This window comes from Halogeometricum rufum, assembly GCF_900112175.1.
Classification (GTDB): Archaea; Halobacteriota; Halobacteria; order Halobacteriales; family Haloferacaceae; genus Halogeometricum; species Halogeometricum rufum.
In genome coordinates, this window is the sequence record NZ_FOYT01000001.1 from 12,817 (window position 1) to 35,837 (window position 23,021).

Annotated in this window: 20 protein-coding genes and 1 pseudogene; 13 read left to right on the plus strand and 8 right to left on the minus strand. The window is 69.3% G+C overall.

Features of this window, described 5'->3' with window-relative positions; translation table 11 throughout:
- Window positions 1-27: 27 nt before the first annotated feature.
- Complete coding sequence (locus BM310_RS00060) at window positions 28-1,176, minus strand: NAD(P)/FAD-dependent oxidoreductase (protein ID WP_089803713.1); 1,149 nt, start codon at window positions 1,174-1,176, stop codon at window positions 28-30.
- Window positions 1,177-1,288: 112 nt separating this feature from the next.
- On the opposite strand from BM310_RS00060, the gene BM310_RS00065 reads away from it, so the two are divergent.
- Entirely contained in the window at window positions 1,289-2,257 is a 969-nt protein-coding gene (locus tag BM310_RS00065) for an ornithine cyclodeaminase family protein (RefSeq protein WP_089803714.1), read from the plus strand.
- 6 nt (window positions 2,258-2,263) lie between these two features.
- Here BM310_RS00065 and BM310_RS00070 read toward each other — a convergent pair whose 3' ends face one another.
- Together BM310_RS00070 and endA are read right to left on the minus strand one after the other, a co-directional pair.
- Window positions 2,264-3,880: a tryptophan--tRNA ligase gene (locus BM310_RS00070; protein WP_089803715.1), complete on the minus strand. Its 1,617-nt coding sequence runs from the start codon at window positions 3,878-3,880 to the stop codon at window positions 2,264-2,266.
- On the minus strand, window positions 3,877-4,899 hold the full coding sequence (gene endA / locus BM310_RS00075) for a tRNA-intron lyase (protein ID WP_177232490.1): 1,023 nt from the start codon (window positions 4,897-4,899) through the stop codon (window positions 3,877-3,879). The genes BM310_RS00070 and endA overlap by 4 nt, the downstream gene beginning before the upstream one ends.
- A gap of 135 nt (window positions 4,900-5,034) precedes the next feature.
- Between endA and BM310_RS00080 the strand changes: the two genes are divergently transcribed.
- Window positions 5,035-5,280 (plus strand): hypothetical protein, encoded by a 246-nt coding sequence (locus BM310_RS00080; protein ID WP_089803717.1) that lies wholly within the window; start codon window positions 5,035-5,037, stop codon window positions 5,278-5,280.
- A gap of 81 nt (window positions 5,281-5,361) precedes the next feature.
- On the opposite strand, the gene BM310_RS00085 is transcribed toward BM310_RS00080, so the two are convergent.
- Window positions 5,362-6,102 (minus strand): Sjogren's syndrome/scleroderma autoantigen 1 family protein, encoded by a 741-nt coding sequence (locus tag BM310_RS00085; protein WP_089803718.1) that lies wholly within the window; start codon window positions 6,100-6,102, stop codon window positions 5,362-5,364.
- Between the two features lie 75 nt (window positions 6,103-6,177).
- Between BM310_RS00085 and BM310_RS00090 the strand changes: the two genes are divergently transcribed.
- Window positions 6,178-6,828, plus strand: coding sequence for an HAD family hydrolase (locus BM310_RS00090; RefSeq protein WP_089803719.1), 651 nt, complete (start codon window positions 6,178-6,180; stop codon window positions 6,826-6,828).
- A 141-nt stretch (window positions 6,829-6,969) separates the two neighbouring features.
- Here BM310_RS00090 and BM310_RS00095 read toward each other — a convergent pair whose 3' ends face one another.
- The gene (locus BM310_RS00095; protein WP_089803720.1) at window positions 6,970-9,321 is read right to left on the minus strand and encodes a DEAD/DEAH box helicase; all 2,352 of its coding nucleotides are present in this window, start codon (window positions 9,319-9,321) and stop codon (window positions 6,970-6,972) included.
- Between the two features lie 512 nt (window positions 9,322-9,833).
- Entirely contained in the window at window positions 9,834-10,520 is a 687-nt protein-coding gene (locus tag BM310_RS00100; protein ID WP_089803721.1) for a helix-turn-helix domain-containing protein, read from the minus strand.
- A 294-nt stretch (window positions 10,521-10,814) separates the two neighbouring features.
- On the opposite strand from BM310_RS00100, the gene BM310_RS00105 reads away from it, so the two are divergent.
- The 10 genes and pseudogenes from BM310_RS00105 (at window position 10,815) to BM310_RS00150 (ending at window position 21,217) form a co-directional block, all read left to right on the plus strand.
- Window positions 10,815-11,276 (plus strand): hypothetical protein, encoded by a 462-nt coding sequence (locus tag BM310_RS00105; RefSeq protein WP_089803722.1) that lies wholly within the window; start codon window positions 10,815-10,817, stop codon window positions 11,274-11,276.
- A gap of 9 nt (window positions 11,277-11,285) precedes the next feature.
- Window positions 11,286-12,833, plus strand: coding sequence for an alpha,alpha-trehalose-phosphate synthase (UDP-forming) (locus BM310_RS00110; protein ID WP_089806892.1), 1,548 nt, complete (start codon window positions 11,286-11,288; stop codon window positions 12,831-12,833).
- Window positions 12,826-13,704, plus strand: coding sequence for a trehalose-phosphatase (gene otsB, locus BM310_RS00115; protein ID WP_143105080.1), 879 nt, complete (start codon window positions 12,826-12,828; stop codon window positions 13,702-13,704). The genes BM310_RS00110 and otsB overlap by 8 nt, the downstream gene beginning before the upstream one ends.
- A 64-nt stretch (window positions 13,705-13,768) precedes the next feature.
- Window positions 13,769-14,707: pseudogene (gene lipA, locus BM310_RS00120) on the plus strand (lipoyl synthase); the annotation flags it as partial.
- A 272-nt stretch (window positions 14,708-14,979) separates the two neighbouring features.
- Window positions 14,980-16,083 carry a pyruvate dehydrogenase (acetyl-transferring) E1 component subunit alpha gene (pdhA, locus tag BM310_RS00125; RefSeq protein WP_089803725.1) on the plus strand — a complete coding sequence of 368 codons (1,104 nt, stop codon included), beginning with the start codon at window positions 14,980-14,982 and terminating at the stop codon, window positions 16,081-16,083.
- Between the two features lie 3 nt (window positions 16,084-16,086).
- Window positions 16,087-17,082: an alpha-ketoacid dehydrogenase subunit beta gene (locus BM310_RS00130; protein WP_089803726.1), complete on the plus strand. Its 996-nt coding sequence runs from the start codon at window positions 16,087-16,089 to the stop codon at window positions 17,080-17,082.
- 3 nt (window positions 17,083-17,085) lie between these two features.
- Window positions 17,086-18,669, plus strand: coding sequence for a dihydrolipoamide acetyltransferase family protein (locus BM310_RS00135; protein WP_089803727.1), 1,584 nt, complete (start codon window positions 17,086-17,088; stop codon window positions 18,667-18,669).
- Window positions 18,670-20,097, plus strand: a complete 1,428-nt coding sequence (gene lpdA, locus BM310_RS00140; RefSeq protein WP_089803728.1) for a dihydrolipoyl dehydrogenase — start codon at window positions 18,670-18,672, stop codon at window positions 20,095-20,097.
- Window positions 20,098-20,180: 83 nt separating this feature from the next.
- Window positions 20,181-20,696, plus strand: a complete 516-nt coding sequence (locus BM310_RS00145; protein WP_089803729.1) for a universal stress protein — start codon at window positions 20,181-20,183, stop codon at window positions 20,694-20,696.
- An 86-nt stretch (window positions 20,697-20,782) separates the two neighbouring features.
- Window positions 20,783-21,217 carry a VOC family protein gene (locus BM310_RS00150; RefSeq protein ID WP_089803730.1) on the plus strand — a complete coding sequence of 145 codons (435 nt, stop codon included), beginning with the start codon at window positions 20,783-20,785 and terminating at the stop codon, window positions 21,215-21,217.
- A 486-nt stretch (window positions 21,218-21,703) separates the two neighbouring features.
- On the opposite strand, the gene BM310_RS00155 is transcribed toward BM310_RS00150, so the two are convergent.
- On the minus strand, window positions 21,704-22,204 hold the full coding sequence (locus BM310_RS00155) for a hypothetical protein (protein WP_342714002.1): 501 nt from the start codon (window positions 22,202-22,204) through the stop codon (window positions 21,704-21,706).
- Between the two features lie 151 nt (window positions 22,205-22,355).
- Window positions 22,356-23,006 carry a phosphoserine phosphatase SerB gene (gene serB / locus BM310_RS00160; protein ID WP_089803731.1) on the minus strand — a complete coding sequence of 217 codons (651 nt, stop codon included), beginning with the start codon at window positions 23,004-23,006 and terminating at the stop codon, window positions 22,356-22,358.
- Window positions 23,007-23,021 lie beyond the last annotated feature (15 nt).

The window sequence follows — 23,021 nt, forward strand, 5'->3', positions numbered from 1 at the left end:
CCGGCGTGACGGCGACGGGCGGCCCCCTCACGCCACGTTCTGTTCGACCAGTCCCTCGTCGTCGGCCTCGAACCGGTCCAGCGACAGCGCAGAGACGTCGACGTGCGAGGCCGCGCCGTCGAGACACAACTCGGCGACGCACCGGCCCGTCGCGGGGGCGTGCTGGAAGCCGTGGCCGGAGAACCCCGCGGCGACGACGAACCCCGGCGCCACCTCGTCCACGACGGCGTGGTGGTCGGGCGTGACGGCGTACAGGCCGGCCCACCCGTTCCGGACGCGCGTCTCGGGACCGAAGTAGCGCGCCACGTCCGCCGCGCGTTCGACCGCCTCGGCCGTCCACGCCAAATCGGGCGACTCCGAGAAGTCGTCGGGGTCCACGTCCGGGTCCTCGTCGGCGAAGTGGCCGCCGACGAGGGCCGTCCCCTCGCGTTCGGGGCGGAAGTATGCCCCCCTGTCGAGGTCGATGGTGAGCGGGACGGACTCGGGGAGGAGGCGTTCGGGTTCGACGACGGCGGCCTGTCGGCGGCGCGGCGCGACGGGGAGCGCCACGTCGGCGAGGCGGCCGACGCGTCTGGCCCACGCGCCGGCGGCGTTGACGACGGCGTCGGCCGCGAACGTCTCCGCGGGCGTCTCGACGCGCCAGCCGTCGCCCTCGCGGTCCAGGCCCGTGACCGGCGTCTTCGTCCGCACGTCCACGCCCGCCTCGTCGACGGCCCGCGAGTAGCCCTGCACCGCCGAGTGCGGGTCGGCGACGCCGTCGTCCGGGCAGTACGTCGCCGCGACGAACTCGTCGGCGCGGAGTTCCGGACAGACTTCGGTCGCCTCCGCGGGCGAGAGCAGTCGGCTGGGGACGCCGCGAGCCGTCTGCATCTCGACGTTCGACTCGAAGTCGGCGGCCGTCGACGCCTCGCGCGCGAGGAACAGGTAGCCGTTCCGCCGGTAGTCGATGTCGACGCCGAACCGCTCCTCGAACGACTCCCAGACGGGGACGCTGGCGACGGAGAGGTCGACGTTCACGGGCGTGGAAAACTGCATCCGAATCCCGCCGGCGGCCCGGCCGGTGCTGCCCCCGCCGAGTGTGCCGGCCTCGCAGAGCGTCACGTCCGCGCCGCGTTCGGCGAGTGCGTGGGCGGACGACAGTCCGACGACGCCCCCGCCGACGATGACGACGTGCATGGTCCCGCTTCGATTGCGGTGGGTATGAATGTCACCCACGGTAGCTGGCGACGAGCGAGCCCCTCGCCGCGCAGGCGGAAGAACGATTCGCCTCCGCGTCGAACGGGGAGACATGACCGACGTACGCGTCCTCTCGGACGAACGGGTCGCCTCGTTGCTCTCCCTGCCGGACCTCCTGCCCGAGATAGAGCGGGCGTTCGTGAAACAGGGCCGCGGCGAGGTCGAACGGCCGCCGCGGCCGCACTACTCAGTCGGGGCGGAGACGCCCGGCACCGCGCTGACGATGCCCGCCTACGTCCACGGCGACCCGACGTACGCGACGAAACTCGCCGCCGTCCACGAGTCGAACGCCGAGAAGGGACTGCCGACCGTGAACGCGCAGATTGCCGTCACGGACGCCGAGACGGGACTCCCCCTCGCCTACCTCGCCGGCACTCGCGTGACGAACGCGCGGACGGGGTGTATCGGCGGTCTGGCGGCGCGGGAACTCGCCGACGCCCCCGTCCGACTGGGCGTGTTCGGCGCGGGCGCGCAGGCGCGGTGGCAGACGCGCGCCGTCGCGGCGGCGACGGACCTCGAACGGGTGCGAATCTACTCCCCGTCGGACTCCCGCGAGGCGTGCGCCGCGGACCTGCGCGCGCGACTGCCGGACGTGGACGTGTCGGCCGTCGACTCGCCGGACGAGGTGCTGGCGGGGTCGAACGTCGTCGTGACGGCGACGACCAGCACCGAACCGGTGTTCGACGGCGACCGACTGGAGACGGGGACGCTCGTCGTCGCCGTCGGCGCGTTCACCCCGGAGATGCGCGAACTCGACGGGGTGACCGTCCGCCGCGCGAGTCGCCTGTTCGCCGACGTGCCCGAGGAGGCCGTCGAGACGGGCGACTTCGCCGAGGCGGGCGTGGAGGCGACGGACCTGACGCCGTTCTCGGACGTGTTCGAGGCGGGGACGGGCCGCGAGAACGACGGCGAGATAGTCGTCGTCGAGAGCGTCGGGTCGGCGGTGCTGGACGCGGTGACGGCCGGCCACCTGTACGAGGCGGCCGAAGAAGCGGACGCGGGAACGGTCGTCGAACTGTAACCCGAGTCAGTCGTCGCCGGGGGCGACGCCGCGGCGGCCCGACTCGGTGGAGATGTCGAGTTCGTCCAGCAGTTCCTCCATCTCCGCGCGCTTCTCCTGGTGGTCTGCGAGGAACTCCCGCATCAGTTCGGCGGCCTGCTCCTTGCACCCGCCACAGAGGCGTTCGCCGCCGACGCACTCGTCGTACACCTCCTTGGCGAACTCGTCGTCGTCGCCGGCCAGCAGGTAGGCGTACAGTTCGTAGACGGGGCACTTGTCCGCCTCGCCGCCGAGTTCGCGCTGTTTCTCGGCCGTCTCGCGCCCGCCCGTCGTCGCGGACTTCACCTTGTCGTAGCCCTCCTCGGGGTCGTCCAACAGGGAGATGTGACTCGCCGGAACCGACGAGGACATCTTCCCGCCCGTCAGCCCGGTCATGAACCGGTGGTAGACCGAGGAGGGGTGGACGAAGCCGTAGCCGCCGTGGTCGACTTCCACCTCGCGGGCGAGTTCGTCGGCGTCGGCGAACGACAGGTCGAAGGCGTCGATGTGCTCGTCGTAGCGGCGTTTCTCGCCGTCGATTGCCTCCACGAGGGCGTCGAACGCCGCGTCGGTGGCGTTGGCGTCGAGGAAGCGGACGCGCCGGCGGAGGGGTTCCATCCCGGCGTTCGTCAGTTTCTCGACGGCGCTCTCGCGGACGTCCTCGGCGACGACGACGCCGAGTGCGTCGAGGTTCGCCTCCGAGAGCCACTCGCCCGCCTCCTCACAGCGCGGCGTCTCGGGGTCCTCGGCGAACGCCTCGCGGTCCTCGTAGGCGGCGGCGACGAGCGAGCGTTCGGCGTCCGTCAGTTCGAAACTCGCGTACGCCTCGGTCACCTTGAAGAAGCGCATCCGGTCCGACAGGTCGCGGGCGAGGCGGACGTGCGGGTCCTGGTCGGGGCCGACGGGGATGACCGTCGGTTTCGGCTCGTCCAGTTGGGGGTAGAGGATGTCCGCCATCTGCGTGACGACCGACTGCACGTGCGAGACGTTCGTACTGCCGTCGAAGCCGTAGATGGCCTCGAACTCCGAGTAGTTCGCCTTCGACCCGAGTTCGAAGGCGAGGTCCTGCAGTTCGCGGTTGTCGGACTGCCGGTAGAGTTCGCCCTCCTCGGGGTCGAATCCGAGTGCGAGCAGCGACAGCAGGTAGTCGCGCGCGTGTTCGTCTATCTCCTCCCACGTCATGCCGCGCGCGGAGTGGGCCTCCAGGTCGGCGATGAGACCGTACGCGTCGCCGCCCTGCTGCTGATGCCAGATTATCTCGTCGAAGACGAGTTTGTGGCCGATGTGGGGATCGCCGGTCGGCATGAACCCCGAGAGGACCGCGAACGGGTCGCCGTCGCGCATCGCCTCGGCGACGGGCCGGTAGTCGCGGTGGCCGAAGATGACGCCGCGGCGCATCAGGTAGTGCGGGTCCGGAATCTCCGGGAGCACCTCGTCGAACTCCTCGATGCCGAACTCCTCGAACAGTTTGCGGTAGTCCGAGATTGTCGAGGAACCCCACGGGTCCAAGGCCACGTCGTCAGCTCCTTCCGCCGAGGTACCCCCGTCCGTGCGGGGGTCCTCGCGTCCCGACGCGTCCGTCTCGGTGTCGTGGTCTCGTGTCATGGGGTGAGTCGGGCTACCGAAAGCCAGTCTATTCCACCGTTGGCGTCGGTGAGCGCAAAAACCATTCGTTTCCGCACCCCGCCGGAGAGCCGCACGTCCAAGGAGAGGTCGCGGGGCAGGAACGCGTGGTCGGGCGCGACGACGCGCACGAGGTCCGCGGAGTGGCTCAGGTCCGACACCGTCTCGAAGTCGGTGTAGACGCGGAAGTCCGCGCCGAACTTGAACCCGCTCTTGGGGACGGCGCCGGCGTCTCTGAGCGCCGCGTAGGCGTGGAGGCGGCGGTCGAATCGGCCGCCCTCCACGTCGCGGGCGAGCGCAACCACCTCGTCGGCCGCCACGTCGATGACGCCGCGGCGCGCGAGGTACGCGCCCTCGACGAGCGACAGTTGGAGCGGACCCTCCTCGGCGTTGCGGCCGAACAGTCGCTGCCCGTAGAAGCCGTGTTCGTACACCTCGTCGGGCGACTCGTAGCAGACCACCCGGTCGAGCAACAGGTCGGCGTCGAGTCCCGCCGGCGGAGCGTAGTCGTCGGTGCCGCTCACGTCCGGGTCGGCGTCGGTGTCGAAGTACGTCAGGTCGCCGTCCTCGTCGACGATGGCGAGGACGACGTCGCCGAGAGAGGCGGCGGCGACGGGTTCCCGTTCGCCGGTGAGGCGGACGCGGTACTCCACGTCGCCGTCCGTCGGTCCCTTCCCGCGCGGGTAGACGACGAAGTCGACGCCGTCGGCGTCCTCGACGCCCGGCCAGTCCTCGCGCGCGGGCGAGAGGTAGAATCCCCTGTCCCTGAGGTCCTTGTAGACGACGAACTCCAGCACCGCGCCGGTCCGAACCAGGAACTCGCGGAAGTCCATCCCGTCGATGTCGTCGAGGTCACCGCGCGAGAGCAGGTGCGCCGCCTCGACCGGCGCGAGTTCGAGGCGGTTGCCGTCCAGCGGCCGGCCGTAGCCCCGAGCGTCGTAGAACCGCTGACGCGCGTCGTCCCCGACCCGAACGACGCCGTCGTGCAGTGTCGCGTCCATGTTGAGGAACGCGCCCGGCGTGGACATAGGGGCTACGATGCGGTGGCGTGGGTGCGAGAACGGACCGCGGAAGCTCCGGCACGGCGGGCCAGCGGACGGGGGCAGTTCTATCCCCGCGACGACCCATACAGCGGTATGGAAGACCACCGGGCGACGTTCGAAATCGACTCGAAGACCGACGCGCACGCCGTCGAACGACTGCTGGACCGCCTGTACGATTCGGTTCGAGAGGAGTCGCGGACGGTTCGCATGAACACGGAGGACTCGACGGCGACGCTGGCCGAGTTCGAGAGCGTCCGCGAGGCCGCCCGCCGTCCTCGGCCCGGCAGGCTGACCGTGGTCCTCGAACAGCGAGACGAACCGTTCGAGACGACCGACTGACCGGAACGACGCCGTACTCGGCCGCCCGCTCAGGCCGACCGACGGACGGCGAACACGCCCGTGAGGGGTGCGCTCGAACGCTCACCCGCCGAACGCCTCGCACGTCCCGTCGAGGCACCGCCGCCCGCGGGCCGTCTCGAACACGGGGAGTCCGCAGTCGCAGTCGGCGACGACGACGCCGGCGGGAATCGCGAACGCCGCCTCGCAGTCCGGGTACGCCGAACACCCGGCGAGGAGGCGGCCGCCGCGGCGGACGACGGAGAGGGGGGACTCGCAGTCCGGGCAGGTCCACTCGCCGTCGAACCGGTCGCGGACGGCGTCGTCCAGCGACTCGCAGGCGCGGTCCACGCAGAGTTCGAAGGCGGCGCCGCACTCGGCGCGCATCCTCGGCAGGCCGCAGTCCTCGCACGTCTCCTCCAGCACCGTCGCCCCCGCGGGGAGTTTGTACGTCGCGTCGGAGTCGAGTCCGACGACGGCGCCGCCGACGCGGACGAGTGGTTCGCCCGTCCGCGGGTGCGACCCGACGGGGACGCCCGCCTCGGTGGCCGGGTACTCCGCCCGTCCGCTCGACTCGTGACTCCGGACGCGGAGCACCTGGTCGCCCGCGCGGGCGACGAGTCCGAACCCGGCGTCGTCCGTCTCGACCGTGAGCGAGTCGGGGCGGGTCAGCCACGACACGGGCTGGTAGCCGTCCGCGTCGTGGACGAGGACGGTGCGGTCGGGTTTCACGACGACCACGACGCGTCCGCGCTGGGTACGGGCGCGCGAACCCTCGAACGTGGTCGTGCAGTCGCCGGCGAAGACGCGAATCGTCTCTGGCATGGGGTCGCTGGCCGCGCCCTGCGATAAAAACCGTCTCACGAAGACCTTTGAGTGATAGCGCCCCTTGAGGGAGGCATGGACGTCCCCGACGACGCGGTGTTGTTCGACATGGACGGCGTGTTGGTCGACTCAGAGACGTACTGGCACCGGTTCGAGGACGACTGGGTGTACGCGGAGGCCATCGAGTCCGGCGACCCCTCCCACGAGGAGGTGACGGGCATGAACTACCGCGAGATTCACGACTACCTCACCGCGGAGTACGGCACCACGGTGACCAAAGAGGAGTTCGTGGCGGCGTACGACGACCGCGCGCAGTCGCTGTACGGCGAGCAGGTCGAGTTGATGGACGGGGCGAACGACCTGTTCGACGCCATCCGCGCGGCCGGGCGGAAACTCGGCATCGTCTCCTCGGCGCCGCAGGCGTGGATCGGAATCGTCCGCGACCGGTTCGGGCTGGACCCCCTCGACCTGATTCTCAGCGCGGACGACATCGACGACCCGGGCAAGCCGGAACCGCACATCTACGAACACGCCGCGGCCGAACTCGGCCTCTCGCCGGGCGATTGCGTCGTCGTCGAGGACTCCGTCCACGGCGTCGAGGCGGCCGCCCGGTCCGGCGCGTTCACCGTCGCCTACCGCTCGACGCACAACGCCGAGTTGGACCTCTCGCGGGCGGACGTGGTGGTCGACGGTCCCGAGGAACTGCGTCGGACACTCCTCGACTGAGCGAGCGAGTGCGGTCGAGAACCGACGAGAGGCGACGAGAGCGCTCACTCCGATGCAGACGAGAGCCCGTAGCCGAGGCCAACCCCCCCGTTTCGCGTCGAGTAAACCCGGTGTTAGTTGCGAACGAGTCCGAGAGCGGTGTCAGTCCACGCGCACGGTGCGCGTCTCCGTGACCGGGTGGAGGGGGTCGTCCGGGAACGTCACCTCGACGCGGTAGGTCACCTCGTCGGCGGGCGCGCCGAAGACGCCGACGTGGACGCTCGTCTCGTCCGAGAGGTAGGTCCGCTTCGTCGTCATCTCCGCCTCGTTGTCCCCCGCGACGGCGGTCACGCGGACGCCCACGGCCGCGCCGCCCGCGCGGTTGCGGACGCGGACCTCGCACATCTGGTTCTCCCCCGTCGCGATGCTGTCGGGGAAGTCCCCCCAGACGATGTCGACGTCCGGGTGGGCGCGGGCGTTCTGCACCACCTGTCGCGCCACGCCGTCCGAGAGGCCCGCCCGCGTCAGTTCGGCGGTGCCGGCCTCGACCACGTCCCGCGGCGACCGGAGGCCGCCGGTGGCGAGTTTGCTCGCGCGGTTCGGCCCGATGCCGTCCACCGCGGTGAGGGCGACGGCGTCGCGGGAGACGCCGTGTTCGACCCGCGCCTCGACGCGGCGGGCGAGGTTCGCCGCGCGCGGCCCGGCGAAGGCGTCGAGGAACTCCCGGAGCGCCGAGAGCAGTCGGAGCGCGTTCTGCCGGATTATCCACGCGTCCGAGCGCAGGTCCGAGGGCGTGCTGTTCGACATCCCGGCGTGGAGGATGGCCAGCACCTTCCGCGGGCCGTCCTCCAGCGTCGTCTGGACGCCCGTGAGGACCGAGTCGACGGCGTCCACCTCCGACTGCCGGGCGGACACGTCGTGGAACTCCGCCGCTCCGGCGACCGCCTCCAGAATCGAGTCGTCGGTGATGGTGTCTCGCTCCGTGAGCGAGGCGAACCGGCGGGCGGTGTCGAGCCTGAGGTAGTACTTCGAGGCGAGGCGGCCGAGGCGCGTCGCCTCGATGGAGAGGTCCTCGCCCATCTCGACGAACCCGCGGGCGACGAGGGTTTCGAGCGTCTCGCGCACCCGGTCGCGGAGGCCGTCGAAGTCGTACCGGTCGGGCTTCGAGCGCGCGCGCTGGTAGTAGAACGTCGTCCGCAACCACGACATCACGTCCTCTAAGTCGCCGATGGTGCCCATCGCTATCTCGGCGTTGAGGTGGGAGTCGAGGTCCTCGGCGAGGCGGGACTCTATCTCCTTGCCCTCGCGGAGGAGTCGCCGGTACTTGTCGGCGTCCGAGCGGTCGCAGACGACCCAGCCGTACCCCACGTCGTCGTAGCCGGGGCGGCCCGCGCGCCCGAGCATCTGGAGGATGTCCAGCGGCGAGATGTCCACCTCGCCCTCCAGCGGGTCGTGGTACTTCGTGTCGCGGATGACGACGCACCGCGCGGGGAGGTTGACGCCCCACGCCAGCGTCGAGGTGGAGAACAGGAGCTGAATCTTCCCCTGCTTGAACCACTCCTCGACCCTGTCGCGGTCGTCTTTCGCCAGTCCGGCGTGGTGGAAGCCGACGCCGTCGGGGACCGCCTTCCGCAACGAGTCGTTGCTGAGTTCCTTGGCCTCGTTGTGGAAGTCGTAGTCGCCGCGCGCGCCGATGGGGATGTCCCGCTTGCCGATTTCGTCGCGGGCCTTGCCGGCGGCGCGGACGGTGTCCTGTCTGGAGGAGACGAAGACGAGGGCCTGCCCGCCGTCGCGGATGTGTTCCTCCGAGAGGTCGAGCGCGCGGTAGAGCCGCCGGTACTTGTCCGCGAAGGAGTTCTCGCCGTGCGAGTACGTCTTCACGCCGGCGTGCAGGTCCACCGGGCGGTAGTCGTCGCCGAACTCGAACGTCGTCTCCGGCGGCGCGTCCAGCCAGTTGGCCACGTCCTCGATGTTCGGCATCGTCGCCGACAGGGCGACGACGCGCGGGTCGCAGATGCGGCGCAGGCGGGAGACGGTGACCTCGAGGACGCCGCCGCGGGTGTCCGAGTCGAGGAGGTGGACTTCGTCGATGACGCAGCAGTCCACGTCGGTGATGAACGAGTAGCGCGCGGACTCGTGCTTCCTGGTGGCGGAGTCCGTCTTCTCGGGCGTCATGACGAGGATGTCGGCGCGTTCGGCGCGGCGGGGGTTCAGGTCGCGTTCGCCGGTGACGACGTAGACGGAGTAGCCGAGCGACTCGAAGCGTTCCCACTCGGACTCCTTCTCGTTCGTGAGGGCGCGGAGGGGGGCGATGAACAGGGCGGTGCCGCCGTTGCGGAGGGCGCGGCAGATGGCCAACTCGGCCAGCGCCGTCTTCCCGCTGGCCGTCGGGGCGGCGGCGACGACGTTGTCGTCGCGGTCCAGGATGGCGGGCGCCGCCTCCCGTTGCATCCGGTTGAACTCGTCGAACCCGAAGGCGTCGGCGAACTCGGGGACGACCGATTCGACCTTCACGCGAGCGACCTCCGAGGCGACGCGACAGCGAGAGTCATACGCGACACCCGGTTCTACGGACTAAAAGGCGTTTCTCCACGCGGACGCGAGCGGTCCGACGGCTGCCTGTGACGCCGAAGTAAAAATGGAAGTCGCGTTACGCGACACCGATGGCGGCCGCGACGAACGACCAGTCGGTGCCGGTCTTGGGCTCTTCTTTCTTCGATTCGGCTTTCGTTCGGTTACGGGGGTGCTTCCAGTTCACACCGACGTTAGGATTTACTCGCTCTTGAGTATTTCGAATATGTGATACGTCTGTCACGGTCTTCGATGGTCGATGCGAAACAGTCGTGAGGGACTGTCGGTCCGAGAACGGAAGGAGAGACCGTGAGAGACGGCGACGGTGCCGAGGACGGGACGGCGACGGGAGAAGCGAGGACGGGACGGCGACGGGGGGACCGAGGACGGGACGAGCGAAAACGAGGGGTGGAGCGGAGACGGTCACAGACCGGGACAGCGACCGACAGTCGCCGTCACTGGAGTCGTTGCTTGGTCGGTTCGCCGAACGAGGACTCGCCCACTTCGAGCGTGCTCTCGAGGAGGTTCTTGTGACCGCGCCGGAGTCGTTCGGAGACGGCCTGCTGGGAGATGTCGAGTTCGGCGGCGAGGTCACCCATCGTGACGTTCCGCGGGACGTCGAAGTAGCCCTGTCCGAGAGCCGTCGTGAGGACTTCGTACTGGTCCCTCGACAGGCCGTACTGGCCGCGGCCGACCGACCCGTCGAGTTCGTAGATGTGCTTGATGGCGAACGTCAGGTCGCGTTCCTCGCAGAACTGCGCCGTCTCCGTGAGCGAGTCCCGGTCCGGGAGGAGGACCCGGAGTCGCCACGTGCCCCGCCCGCCGTGCATCTCGAGGACGGCCCCCTCCTCCTCCAAGAGGAGGTGAACGACGACGAGGATGTCCTCCGTCCACTCCATCCGGTACAGTCGTTCGTCGCCCAGGTCGTCCACGAGGCGCCACGTCTCGACCGACGAGTCCGACGACAGCGACTCCTCGAACGCGTCCAACCCGTCGCCGGAGACGCGGACGTAGGGGACGACGGTGTTCTCGTTCGTCGCGGCGACGCGAATGACCTCCAGTTCGCCGTCGTCGAGGGCGGGTAGTGACTCGCCGAGTGCGAACTCGTCTGCGTCGAGTTCGACGGCCGCGATTGTGCTCATCGTCTGAGAACGCATCCGCGACGAGTATCAAAGCGTCGGCCACCCGATACGGTCTAGATTCGGTCACGAACGGGCCGCCTCGCAGTCCCGGAATTCGTCGACGTATCGTCGCTATCTTTCATGATACATACACGTTTCAAACAGTCGTTTCTCGACGTGTGTGGCCTTCCCGAGATTGTATGTGGCAGCCGATAGTGTCGAAACCAGATATAATTTCGCCCCTTCTGTTATAAAATCCAAGAATATACAACCACAATCAAGTACGGTGAGAGAGCCCATGTTTATTTCACCCCGATGGACCCCTACAAGAGACTCGACAGGGACCAGATGCCCTGTCACTGGCACGTCGTACGCTCGGACGACGGCATCGGCTTTCGGCACCGCGAACGCGACGTGACAGTCGAAGCCGTCGAGGCGGACGGTCCCCACCGAGAGTTCTCGGGTCGGTGGCAGTTGCGGTTCCGACACCGGGTCAACGAGGCGGAGTCGTGCCGAATCGTCGGGCACGTGACGAGCGAGTCCGAAGCGCTCGGCGCGCTGTTCTCGTGGATGGAGCGCATCAACGCCGCCGTCGAGAACTCCGATTCGGCGCTGAACGTCGCCAGCATCGGCCGGCAGGTCGCGTCGGACGTGACCCCCCAGAGCAGCACGCACTGGACGGCGTCCGACCAGCCCGACGACGGCGGCCCCCGCGGCCCGGGCCCGAACGACCGGCGACTGCAGGGCGGCGGTTCGCCCGAACGGGTGCGGAGGTGACAGGTGCTCATGTCTGAGACCCCAGCGGAAGCCGTCGACGATTTCCGACCGAGCGCCGAGAACGAGATGGAACCGACGCGAGGGACGCGTCGGGCCGGCGGGACCGAACGCGACCTCGTCGTCGTCTCGAACCGCGAACCGTACCAGCACGGGTACGACGCCGACGGCGGCGTCGTCGTCGACGAACCCGTCGGCGGACTGACCGCGGGACTCGACCCCGTGGTCCAGCGGACGGGCGGCGACTGGGTCGCGTGGGGCGACGGCGAGGCGGACGCCGTCGTCACCGACGAGGACGACTGCGTGGCGGTTCCGCCGGACGACGAACGGTACACGCTGCGCCGCGTCTGGCTGACCGACGACGAGGTGACGGACTACTACTACGGCTACAGCAACCGGGTCCTGTGGCCGCTCTGTCACGACCTGGTCGGCCGGGTCGAGGTCGAGCCGAGGTACTGGGAGACGTACGAGTCGGTCAACGAGTCGTTCGGCGAGGCGGCGGCCGAACGGGCGACCGAGGACTCGACCGTCTGGATACAGGACTACCACTTCTGCCTCGCGCCGAAGACGATTCGGGAGTCGCTACCCGAGGGCGCGAACACGGTCCAGTTCTGGCACATCCCGTGGCCGTCGTGGGAGACGTTCCGGGTCGTCCCCCACGCCGGGGAACTCGTCGAGGGACTGCTCGCGAACGACCTGCTCGGCTTCCACGTCGAACGCTACCGGGACAACTTCCTCGACTGCGCCGCCGCCCTCGACGGGACGCGCGTGGACCGCGAGGCCGGCGTCGTCCACGTCGACGGCCGGACGGTCCGCGTCGGCGCGTTCCCGATGGGCGTCGACGCCGAGCGAATCGCCTCGACGGCGGCGAACTTCGACCAGCACGCGTGGGCGCACCTCGCCGGGACGTACGGCATCGACCCCAACGTCGCCGTCGCCGTCGGCGTGGACCGCCTCGACTACACGAAGGGCATCCCCGAGCGAATCGGCGCGCTCGAACGCTTCTGGGAGGACCACCCCGAGTGGCGCGGCGAACTGACGTTCGTCCAGAAGTCGAGCCACAGTCGGTCGCGGATACCCGCCTACGAACGCATCGCCGAGGAGGTCACCGCGGCCGTCGACCGGGTGAACGACCGGTTCGGCACAGCGACGTGGCAGCCCATCGTCCACGTGGACGACCACCTCGACCAGCGCGAACTGTACGGGCTGTACCGCCACAGCGACCTCGCACTCGTGAGCCCCCTCAAGGACGGGATGAACCTCGTCGCCAAGGAGTACGCCGCCGCGCAGGTCGACGACGACGGCGTCCTCCTCCTGAGCGAGTTCGCGGGCGCACACGAGGAACTCGACGAGGCGGTACAGATCAACCCGCACTCCCGCGACGGGTTCGCGACGGCCATCCACCGGGCGCTGTCGATGTCCACCGTCGAACGCCGCCGCCGGATGCGGTCGCTGCGCGAACGGGTCCGCGACAACGACCTGGACGCGTGGGTGACGGACGTCCTCGACGCCGCGAGTCGGGACCCCGAGGCGCTTCGGGCGGGTGGTCGCGATGTCTGAGGCGCGGAGCGAGGCGCTGGACGCCGCGGTGGAGACGCTCGCGTCCCGCCTGCCCGAACGGGAGGAACTCCTCCTGTGTCTGGAGTTCGACGGGACGCTCGCAGTCCCGGGAGAGACCCCCGACGAGGCGACGGTTCGGCCGGAGATGCGCGCCGCGGTGGCGGAACTGCACAGTCGTCCGAGCGTCACCGTCGCGGTGACGAGCGGACGGCCACTCGACGACGTGCGGACGCGCGTCGACCTGCCGGGCGTGACCTACGCCGGCAACCACGGCCTCGAACTGCGCACCGAGGGCGTGCGGAACGTCCACCCGGTCGCGGAGACGTACCGGCCGGACGTGGACCACGTCTGCGAGGAACTCCGCGACGACTTCGCCGACGAGGCGAACGTCGCCGTCGAACACCGGGGGCAGACGCTGGCCGTCCACCACCGGCGCGTTCCCGACTCGCGCGTGCCCGCCGTCTGGAAGGCCGTCGCGCGCGCCGTCGGCGAGTTCGCCAGCGGGACGCTCGCGGTCCGCGAGGGCGCCGGCGAAGTCGAGGTCCGACCGGCCGTCGCGTGGGACAGGGGCAGCGTCGTCTCGTCGCTCCTGGACGAACGCGCCGCCTGTCTCCCCGTGTTCGTCGGCGACGCGCGGACGGACGAGGCGGGGTTCCGCGCGGTCGAACGCGACGGCGTCGGCGTCCGCGTCGGCGACGCCGAGGAACGGGCGACGGCGGCGACGGAGTTCGTCCGCGACGCCGACGAGGCGACGGCGCTCGTGGAGTGGCTCTGTCGGACGGGCGTCGAGCGACTCGGCGCACCGGGACCGACGACGCAGCGAGGGCCGGCGGCCGGCGCGACGGGCGACCGGTCCACGAAGTCCGACTGACGGAACGCGGGCCGAGCGGGGTCCGAGTAATCCTCACGCTTTTCACCTCTCCGACGAAGAAGTTCGTATGAGCGGCAGGCGGAAGCCCGACTGGTTGAAGATGCGCCCGCCGTCGGGGCGACGCTTCACGGACATCAAACAGACGCTGCGGGACCGCGACCTGCACACCGTCTGCGAGGAGGCGAACTGCCCGAACATGGGCGAGTGCTGGAGCGGCCGCGACGGCCCCGGCACGGCGACGTTCATGCTGATGGGCGACCGGTGTTCGCGCGGGTGTAACTTCTGCGACGTGGAGACGGGCGGGATGGAACCGCTGGACCCCGAGGAACCCGCGAACGTCGCCAGCGCGGTGGCGGAAATCGGGCTGGACTACGTCGTCCTCACGTCCGTGGACCGCGACGACTTGCCGGACCAGGGGGCCGCGCACTTCGCGCAGACCATCCGCGAGATAAAGCGCCGCGACCCGAGCGTCCTCGTGGAGGTGCTCATCCCCGACTTCCAGGGCGACGAGGACGCCGTCCGGAAGATAATCGACGCCGACCCCGACGTCATCGCGCACAACATCGAGACGGTCGAACGCCTCCAGTGGCCCGTCCGCGACAGGCGGGCGAACTACGCGCAGTCGCTGTCCGTCCTCGAACAGGTGAAGCGCGAGTCGGACATCTACACGAAGACGAGCGTCATGCTCGGACTCGGCGAGTACGACCACGAGATATACCAGACGCTGTCGGACCTGCGCGAGGCGGACGTGGACGTGGTGACGCTGGGACAGTACCTCCAACCGTCGCGGACGCACCTCGACGTGTTCGAGTACGTCCACCCCGACGCGTTCGAGACGTGGCGGCGGGTGGCCGAAGACGAACTGGACTTCCTCTACTGTGCGTCCGGCCCGATGGTCCGGTCGTCCTACAAGGCCGGCGAACTGTTCGTGGACGCCGTCGTCCGCGACGGCAAGTCGGTCGAACAGGCGCGCCGAGAGGCCCGGAGCGCGGCCGGCGACTGACACCGTATCGCACGACCGCGGCGCGACGCGACGACCGGCGGCGGTATCCTGCCCCTAATTCTACACGTTCGTCCATTATCGTCCACCGTCAGCCGCACATCGGGGATAAACGTCAGCGTTCTCGGCGTGAAAATTGACGGTTTCGATTTCTCGGGTGGGTGGTTTGAAACTCTGTCGCGTTGGTGGCAGTATTTCTGCCCATAGTAAACTATTTACGAAAACACTATACGCGGGGCGGGTGACCTGCGGAACATGAGAAGGTGGGTTCACCCATGAGCGTACTGCAGCGAGACCCGCAGGACATGCTTCGCGTCATCGACGAAGACGGGAACCCGGTCGGCGACGTCCCCGACCTGAGCGACGAGGAGTTGGTGACGATGTACCGGGAGATGTACCTGGCCCGCCACTTCGACACGCGGGCGGTGAGTCTCCAGCGACAGGGTCGGATGGGGACGTACCCGCCGTTGTCCGGACAGGAGGGGGCCCAGATAGGGAGCGCGTTCGCGTTGGACGAGGAGGACTGGATGTTCCCGAGTTACCGCGAACACGGCGCGGCCCTCCACCGCGGCCTCCCCCTGAAGCGGACCCTCCTCTACTGGATGGGCCACGAGAAGGGGAACCGCATCCCCGAGGACGTGAACATGTTCCCCGTCGCCGTCCCCATCGCGACGCAGGTGCTCCACGCGACGGGCGCGGGGTGGGCCAAGAAGTTGCAGAACGAGGACGAGGCCGTCCTCTGTTACTTCGGCGACGGCGCGACCAGCGAGGGCGACTTCCACGAGGGGCTCAACTTCGCGGGCGTCTTCGACACGCCGAACGTGTTCTTCTGTAACAACAACCAGTGGGCCATCTCGGTCCCCAGAGAGCGACAGACGGCCGCGGAGACCATCGCGCAGAAGGCCGTCGCCTACGGCTTCGAGGGCGTGCAGGTGGACGGGATGGACCCCCTCGCCGTCTACGCCGCCACGCGGGCGGCCGTCGACAAGGCGAAGAATCCCGGCGAGGGCGAACGCCGGCCGACGCTCATCGAGGCGGTGCAGTACCGCTTCGGCGCGCACACCACGGCGGACGACCCGAGCGTCTACCGCGACGACGACGAGGTGGAGAAGTGGAAGGCGAAGGACCCGATTCCGCGACTGGAGACGTTCCTCCGGGAGACCGGCCGCCTCGACGACGAGGCGGTCGAGGCGATTCAGGCCGACGTGAAAGACCAGGTCGCAGAAGCAATCAAGGCAGCCGAGGCCGAACCCCGACCCGAACCGGACGAGATGTTCACGCACGTCTTCGCTGAGATGACGCCCGAGATAGAGGCGCAAGCCGAGGCGTTCGCGGAACTGTACGCGGAGTACGGCGACGAAGGGTTCCTCCGAGAGTAAACAATGAGTCAGAGTCAACAGACGCAGAATCTCACGTTGGTACAGGCGGTACGGGACGGTCTCTACACCGAAATGAAAGCGGACGATAGCGTAGTCGTCATGGGCGAGGACGTCGGCAAGAACGGCGGCGTCTTCCGCGCGACCGAGGGCCTCTGGGACGAGTTCGGCGACGACCGGGTCATCGACACCCCCCTCGCGGAGTCCGGCATCGCCGGGACGGCCATCGGCATGGCCGCGATGGGGATGCGACCGGTCGCGGAGATGCAGTTCTCCGGCTTCATGTACCCCGCGTTCGACCAGATAGTGAGCCACGCGGCCCGCCTGCGCACCCGCAGTCGCGGCCGGTTCACCTGTCCCCTCGTCGTCCGCGCCCCCTACGGCGGCGGCATCCGCGCGCCGGAACACCACTCGGAGTCCAAGGAGGCGTTCTACGTCCACGAGGCGGGCCTGAAAGTCGTCATGCCCTCCACGCCGTACGACACGAAGGGGCTCCTCATCTCGGCCATCCGCGACCCCGACCCGGTCATCTTCCTCGAACCGAAACTCATCTACCGCGCGTTCCGCGGCGACGTGCCCGAGGACGACTACGAGGTGCCCCTCGGCGAGGCGGCCGTCCGCCGCGAGGGGACGGACATCTCCGTCTACACCTACGGCGCGATGACCCGGCCGACCCTCGAAGCGGCCGAGAACCTCGACGAGGAGGGCGTCAGCGTCGAAGTCGTCGACCTGCGCACCGTCTCGCCGATGGACGAGGAGACCATCGTGGAGTCGTTCAAGAAGACGGGGCGCGGCGCCGTCGTCCACGAGGCGCCGAAGACGGGCGGCCTCGGCGCGGAGATAACCGCGACGATTCAGGAGGAAGCGCTGCTCCACCAGGAGGCACCCATCACGCGCATCGCGGGCTACGACGTGCCGTACCCCCTCTACGCCCTCGAAGACTACTACCTCCCGTCGGTCGCACGGGTCGAAGAAGGTATCCGCGACGCGGTGGAGTTCTGAACGATGGCTACGAAGGAATTCAAACTGCCCGACGTGGGCGAGGGCGTCGCCGAGGGCGAACTCGTCACGTGGCACGTCTCCCCCGGCGACACGGTCACCGAGGACCAGGTGGTCGCGGAGGTGGAGACGGACAAGGCGCTGGTCGACGTTCCGTCGCCGTACGACGGGACGGTGAAGGAACTGCTCGCCGAGGAGGGCGAGATGGTCCCCGTCGGCACCGTCATCATCACCTTCGACGTCGAAGGCGAGGGTGACGAGGCCGCCGCCGAGAGCGAGGCGGGCGACGGTACCGAGGCGAGCGCAGACGCCGAGGCGACCGACGAGGGCGCGACGGCCGAAGAGACGGCGGAGACGGAGACGTCGTCCGGCCGCGTGTTCGCGTCCCCGAGCGTCCGCAAACTCGCGCGCGAACTCGACGTGGACGTGGCCGCCGTCTCGGGCACGGGTCCGAGCGGCCGGGTGACCGAGTCCGACGTGCGCGCGGCCGCGGAGTCCGACGACGAGGCGGAGACGGGCGGGCCGCGGGAGGTGTCGTTCTCCGGCGAGTCGGCCGTCTCGAAGCGCGGCGACGCCGGCAACGGCGAAGTCTCGTCGGCCGCGTCGGCGTCGCAGTCGGCGGCCGGCCGGGAGAAGACGCTGGCCGCGCCCGCGACGCGGCGCGTCGCCCAGGAGGAGGGCGTGAACATCGACGACGTGCCGGCGACCGAACGACGGGACGGCGAGGCGTTCGTCTCCGCCGCGGCCGTCCGGGAGTACGCCGAGGCCCAGCGCGCGGCACAGGAGGCCGACGCGGAGGCGCTTGCGGCCGAGGAGGGCGCCGGCGAGGCGGCCGAGGCGGCCGACGCGGAGACGGCGTCCGCCGCGACCGAATCCGCGGATGCGGCTCCCGCGGCCGGCGAACGCGTCCCCTACCGGGGCGTCCGCCGGGCCATCGGGAACCAGATGGAGACGTCGAAGTACACCGCCCCGCACGTCACGCACCACGACGAGGTGGACGTGACCGAGTTGGTCGAACTCCGCGAGGAACTGAAGCCCCTCGCCGAGGAACAGGGCGTCTCGCTCACGTACATGCCGTTCGTGATGAAGGCCGTCGTCGCGGCCCTGAAAGAGTTCCCGTTCATGAACTCCCAACTCGACGAGGAGAACGAGGAGATAGTGCTCCGCGAGGAGTACAACGTCGGCGTCGCCACCGCGACGGACGTCGGCCTGATGGTGCCCGTCGTCCACGGCGCGGACGGCAAGGGCCTGTTGGACCTCGCGCGCGAGATGAACGAGAAGGTGCAGAAGGCCCGCGAGCGGAAGATATCCCCCGACGAGATGCAGGGCGGCACCTTCACCATCACCAACGTCGGGGGTATCGGCGGCGAGTACGCGACGCCCATCATCAACTACCCCGAGGTGGGTATCCTCGCTCTCGGTGCCATCAAGGAGAAACCCCGCGTCGTCGACGGCGACGTCGTCCCGCGGAAGGTGCTCACGCTGTCGCTATCGTTCGACCACCGCGTCGTCGACGGCGCGGTCGGTGCGCGATTCACGAACAAGGTCAGGGAGTACCTCGCGAACCCCAAACTCCTCATGCTCGAATAAATGGTCGTTGGAGACATCTCGACAGGAACTGAGGTACTGGTCGTCGGCGCGGGACCGGGCGGCTACGTCGCCGCCATCCGCGCGGCGCAACACGGACTGGACACGACGCTGGTGGAGAAGGACGCCTACGGCGGCACCTGCCTGAACCACGGCTGTATCCCCTCGAAGGCGTTCATCACCGCGTCGTCGCTGGCCCACGAGGCGGGCCACGCCGAGGAGATGGGCATCCACGCGAACCCCGCGGTGGACATGTCGCAGATGCGCAGTTGGAAGGACGACGTGGTGGACGGACTCACCGGCGGCGTCGAGAAACTGTGCAAGGCCAACGGCGTCAACCTCATCGAGGGGACGGCGCGGTTCAAGGACGACGGCGCGGTGCGCATCGAACACGGCGGCGAGGGGCAGGGCTCCGAAACCGTCGAGTTCGAGCACTGCATCGTCGCCACAGGCTCTCGCCCGATACAGATTCCGGGGTTCGAGTTCGCCGACGACCCCATCTGGTCGTCGCGGGACGCACTCGCGGCCGACTCGGTGCCGGACGAACTCGTCGTCGTCGGCGCGGGCTACATCGGCATGGAACTGTCGACGACGTTCGCGAAACTCGGCTCCGACGTGACCGTCGTGGAGATGCTGGACGACGTGCTCCCGGGCTACGAGGACGACGTCGCCCGCGTCGTCCGCACGCACGCCGAGAGCCTCGGCATCGACTTCCACTTCGGCGAGGGCGCGAGCGGTTGGTCGCCCGACGGCGACGGCGTCGTCGTCGAGACGGAGACGGAGGACGGCGAGACGGCGTCGTACCACGCCGACAAGGTGCTCGTCGCCGTCGGCCGGTCGCCGGTCACCGACACCCTCGACGTGGCGAACGCCGGTCTGGAACCGAACGAGAACGGCTTCCTCGAGACGGACGACCGGATGCGGACGGACGTCGAGCACATCTACGCCGTCGGCGACGTGGTGGCCGACTCGCCGATGCTGGCGCACGTCGGGTCGAAAGAGGGCATCGTCGCGGCCGAACACGTCGCGGGCGAACCCGCGGCCTACGACGCGCAGGCCGTCCCCGCCGCGGTGTTCACCGACCCCGAGATAGGGACGGTGGGCATGACCGAGGCGGAGGCCGAGGAGGCGGGCTTCACTCCCGCCGTCGGCCAGATGCCGTTCAACGCCTCCGGGCGCGCGATGACGACGGGCCACACCGACGGCTTCGTCCGCGTCGTCGCCGACGAGGACAGCGGCTTCGTCCTCGGGGGCCAGATAGTCGGCCCCGAAGCCTCGGAACTCGTCGCCGAACTCGCACTCGCCATCGAGATGGGCGCGACGCTCGAAGACGTGGCCGGCACCATCCACACCCACCCCACCCTCGCCGAGGCGGTCATGGAAGCCGCCGAGAACGCGCAGGGACAGGCGATTCACACGCTGAACCGGTGAGCTAAGCCGCCGGGCAGCGCCCTCTGCTCTCCGCATCGAGGGCGACTAGAAGGCTATTTGTCGGATCGAGCGAATGTCGAAACATGGCACTTCTCGTCCCCTTCGACGGGTCGGAACTCGCGGCGGCGGCGCTCACGCGGGCGACGCAGTTCGGGTACGCCTTCGACGAGGACACCCTCGCGGTGAGCGTGATTCCCGACGGGAACGTCGAGTACGCCCGCGAGCGGGGGTGGCTCGACGCGGGCGAGGCGTTCGACCGAGAGACGGTGGTCTCGCGACTGCACGAACGGGTGGCCGACCGCAGTCCGAGCGCCGACTTCCAGTACGAGGCGGTGGACCGCTACGCGACGCCGGGGACGATAGCGAACCGGCTTCGCAAGGTGGCCAGACGCGAGGAGGCGTCGATGGTGTTCGTCGGCAGCGAGAACGCCGGCCACATCGTCACGACTCTCAGTAGCGTCGGGAGCAGAGTCGCCGCGGACGGAGCGTACGACGTGGTGGTCGTCCGCCACCGCCAGCCCCGCGAAATCCCCGCGCTGTCGGCGGCCAGCGAGCACCGTACGTCGGAGCCGAGGGTCGACCGCTCCGACGAGGACTGACCGGGGCGTCCCGACCGGTCAGACGCCGGTATCGTCCGCGGGAGCGTCAACTATAGCTATTCTTTCGACGCGCGTACGGGGAGTGTATGAGCAAGACACAGCAGCGAGCGGAGATAACCGGCCTGCGCATCGTCTCGCTGGTCGTCGACGACGTCGACGACGCCATCGAGTTCTACACGCAGACGCTCGGCTTCGAGGTGAAGGCGGACGACGACTTCGAGATGGACGGACAGGCGGGCCGGTGGGTCACGGTGGGTGTCCCCGAACAGGACGTCGAGATTTCGCTCGTCGAGGCCGAGGAACCGTACTACGACGAGAACACGCAGACGCTCCTGGAGTCGAAGCGCGGGACCGAGACGTGGTGGACGTTCCGGACGCCGGACTGCGAGGCGTCCGTCGCCGCCCTCCGGGACGCCGGCGTCGAAATCACGCAGGAACCGCGGACGTACCCGTGGGGCACCGAAGCGATGTTCGCGGACCCCTCCGGCAACCAGTTCAGCCTGTTCGAGTACGCCGAGTGAACCGTCACGGCCGCCGCGGTCACCCGGGTCCACCGCGGTCCCTTCGTCGCCGTCACTCCGTACTGTCTCACTCCAGCGTCACCGTCACTCCAGCATCGCCTCAGTCTACCATCGCCGTCACTCCAGCATCGCCTCAGTCTACCATCGCCGTCACTCCAGCATCGCCTCAGTCTACCATCACCGTCACTCCAGCATCGCCTCAGTCTACCATCGCCGTCACTCCAGCATCGCCTCAGTCTACCATCGCCGTCACTCCAGCATCGCCTCAGTCTACCATCGCCGTCACTCCAGCATCGCCGTCACCGCCGCGCGGACCTGCGACAGCCCGTTCTCCCGAAGCGCCCGCGGCAGCCGTCTTCGGCCGTTCTCGACCGCGTCTCTGAGCGCCGCCGTCGCCTCCCGTGAGACGCCTTCGCCGTGGCCGACGAGGACGCGTTCGGGGTCGTAGTCGAGGAGGAACCGGGGCGTCAGCAGTCGCTGGGTGAGTTACAGGCCGAGGCGTTCGTCGCCGACGGTGTAGGGCGAGGCGGTGCCGAGCGACTCCGGGACGTACAGCGTGTCGTCGGACGGCCGGTGGGCGACGCCCTCCGACCAGCCCGGAAACGGCGCGAGTTCGCGGACGCGGAAGCCCGAGTCGCCGAGGCGGCCGTCGAACCGTTCGACGGGGGCGTCGACCCGGTCCGCGACGCGCGGGAGCCACCGCGGGATCGACACGGGAACGTCGTGGCGGGCGGCGAACGCGCCGGCGTCGCGGGCGTGGTACGCCGAGAGGACGGCCACGCCGGCGACCGAACCGAGTTCGGCGACGGCGTCGTCGATTCCGGCGGCGTCGAGCGGGTCGAACAGCCAGACGCCGCCGCCGTCGCCGACGACGGCGTGACTCGCCCTGCGCGCCGTCTCCCGCGGATGGGAGAGCCAACTCAACCCGCGGTCCCAGTCGGCGGCGACGACGAAGTCGGCCGACGGCGACCGGTCGTACATCGTCATAGTTCGGCCGTCGACCGAGCGAGGTAAAAACGTGTCCCGAAGGGGCGAGAGTGCGTTCGGTGGGAGCGGTCTCTGCGGGCGGGAGACGGCGGGCGACGGAGGACGGGCGACGCTGCGGTCGGTGCCGCGCCCGCCGTCGTCCGCGTCGGCGCTACTGGTCGGACTTCGGCAGGATACTGTACCCCTCGAACACCTTGCCGAGGCGGTACATCGAGGCGACGACGGCGTCGCAGGACGGTCGGACGGCCGGTTTCGGGACGAAGCCGACGGAGAGGCCGGCGACTTCGAGCATCGGCAGGTCGTTCGCGCCGTCGCCGACGGCGACGGTGCGGGAGAGTTTCACGCCGAGGTCGGCGGCCAGCGACTCCAGCGCCTCGTCCTTCGTCCCCTCGACGAGCGGTCCCTCCACCTCGCCGGTGAGACGCCCGCCCTCGACGGGGAGACGGTTGGCGACGATAGTGTCCACTTCGACGCCCTCCGCCTCCAGAGCGCGTTCGACGCCGCGTTCGAAGCCGCCGGTGAGGATGGCGACGTGGTGGCCGGCGTCCCGGAGGCGGGCGATGAGGTCCGCGGCGCCCGGCCGGAGGGTCACGTCACCGTACGCCTCCTCGGCGGACTCCTCGTCGAGTCCGTCGAGGAGGGCGGCGCGTTCGCGGAGGCTGTCGGCGTAGGAGATCTCGTCGTTCATCGCGCGGTCGGTGATGTCGGCCATCTCGTCGGCCACGTCCATCCGGCGGCCGAGGAGTACCGTCATCTCCGAGTCCGAGAGCGTTCCGTCGAAGTCGAAGGCCACGAGTCGCATGTCCCCCACTTCGCT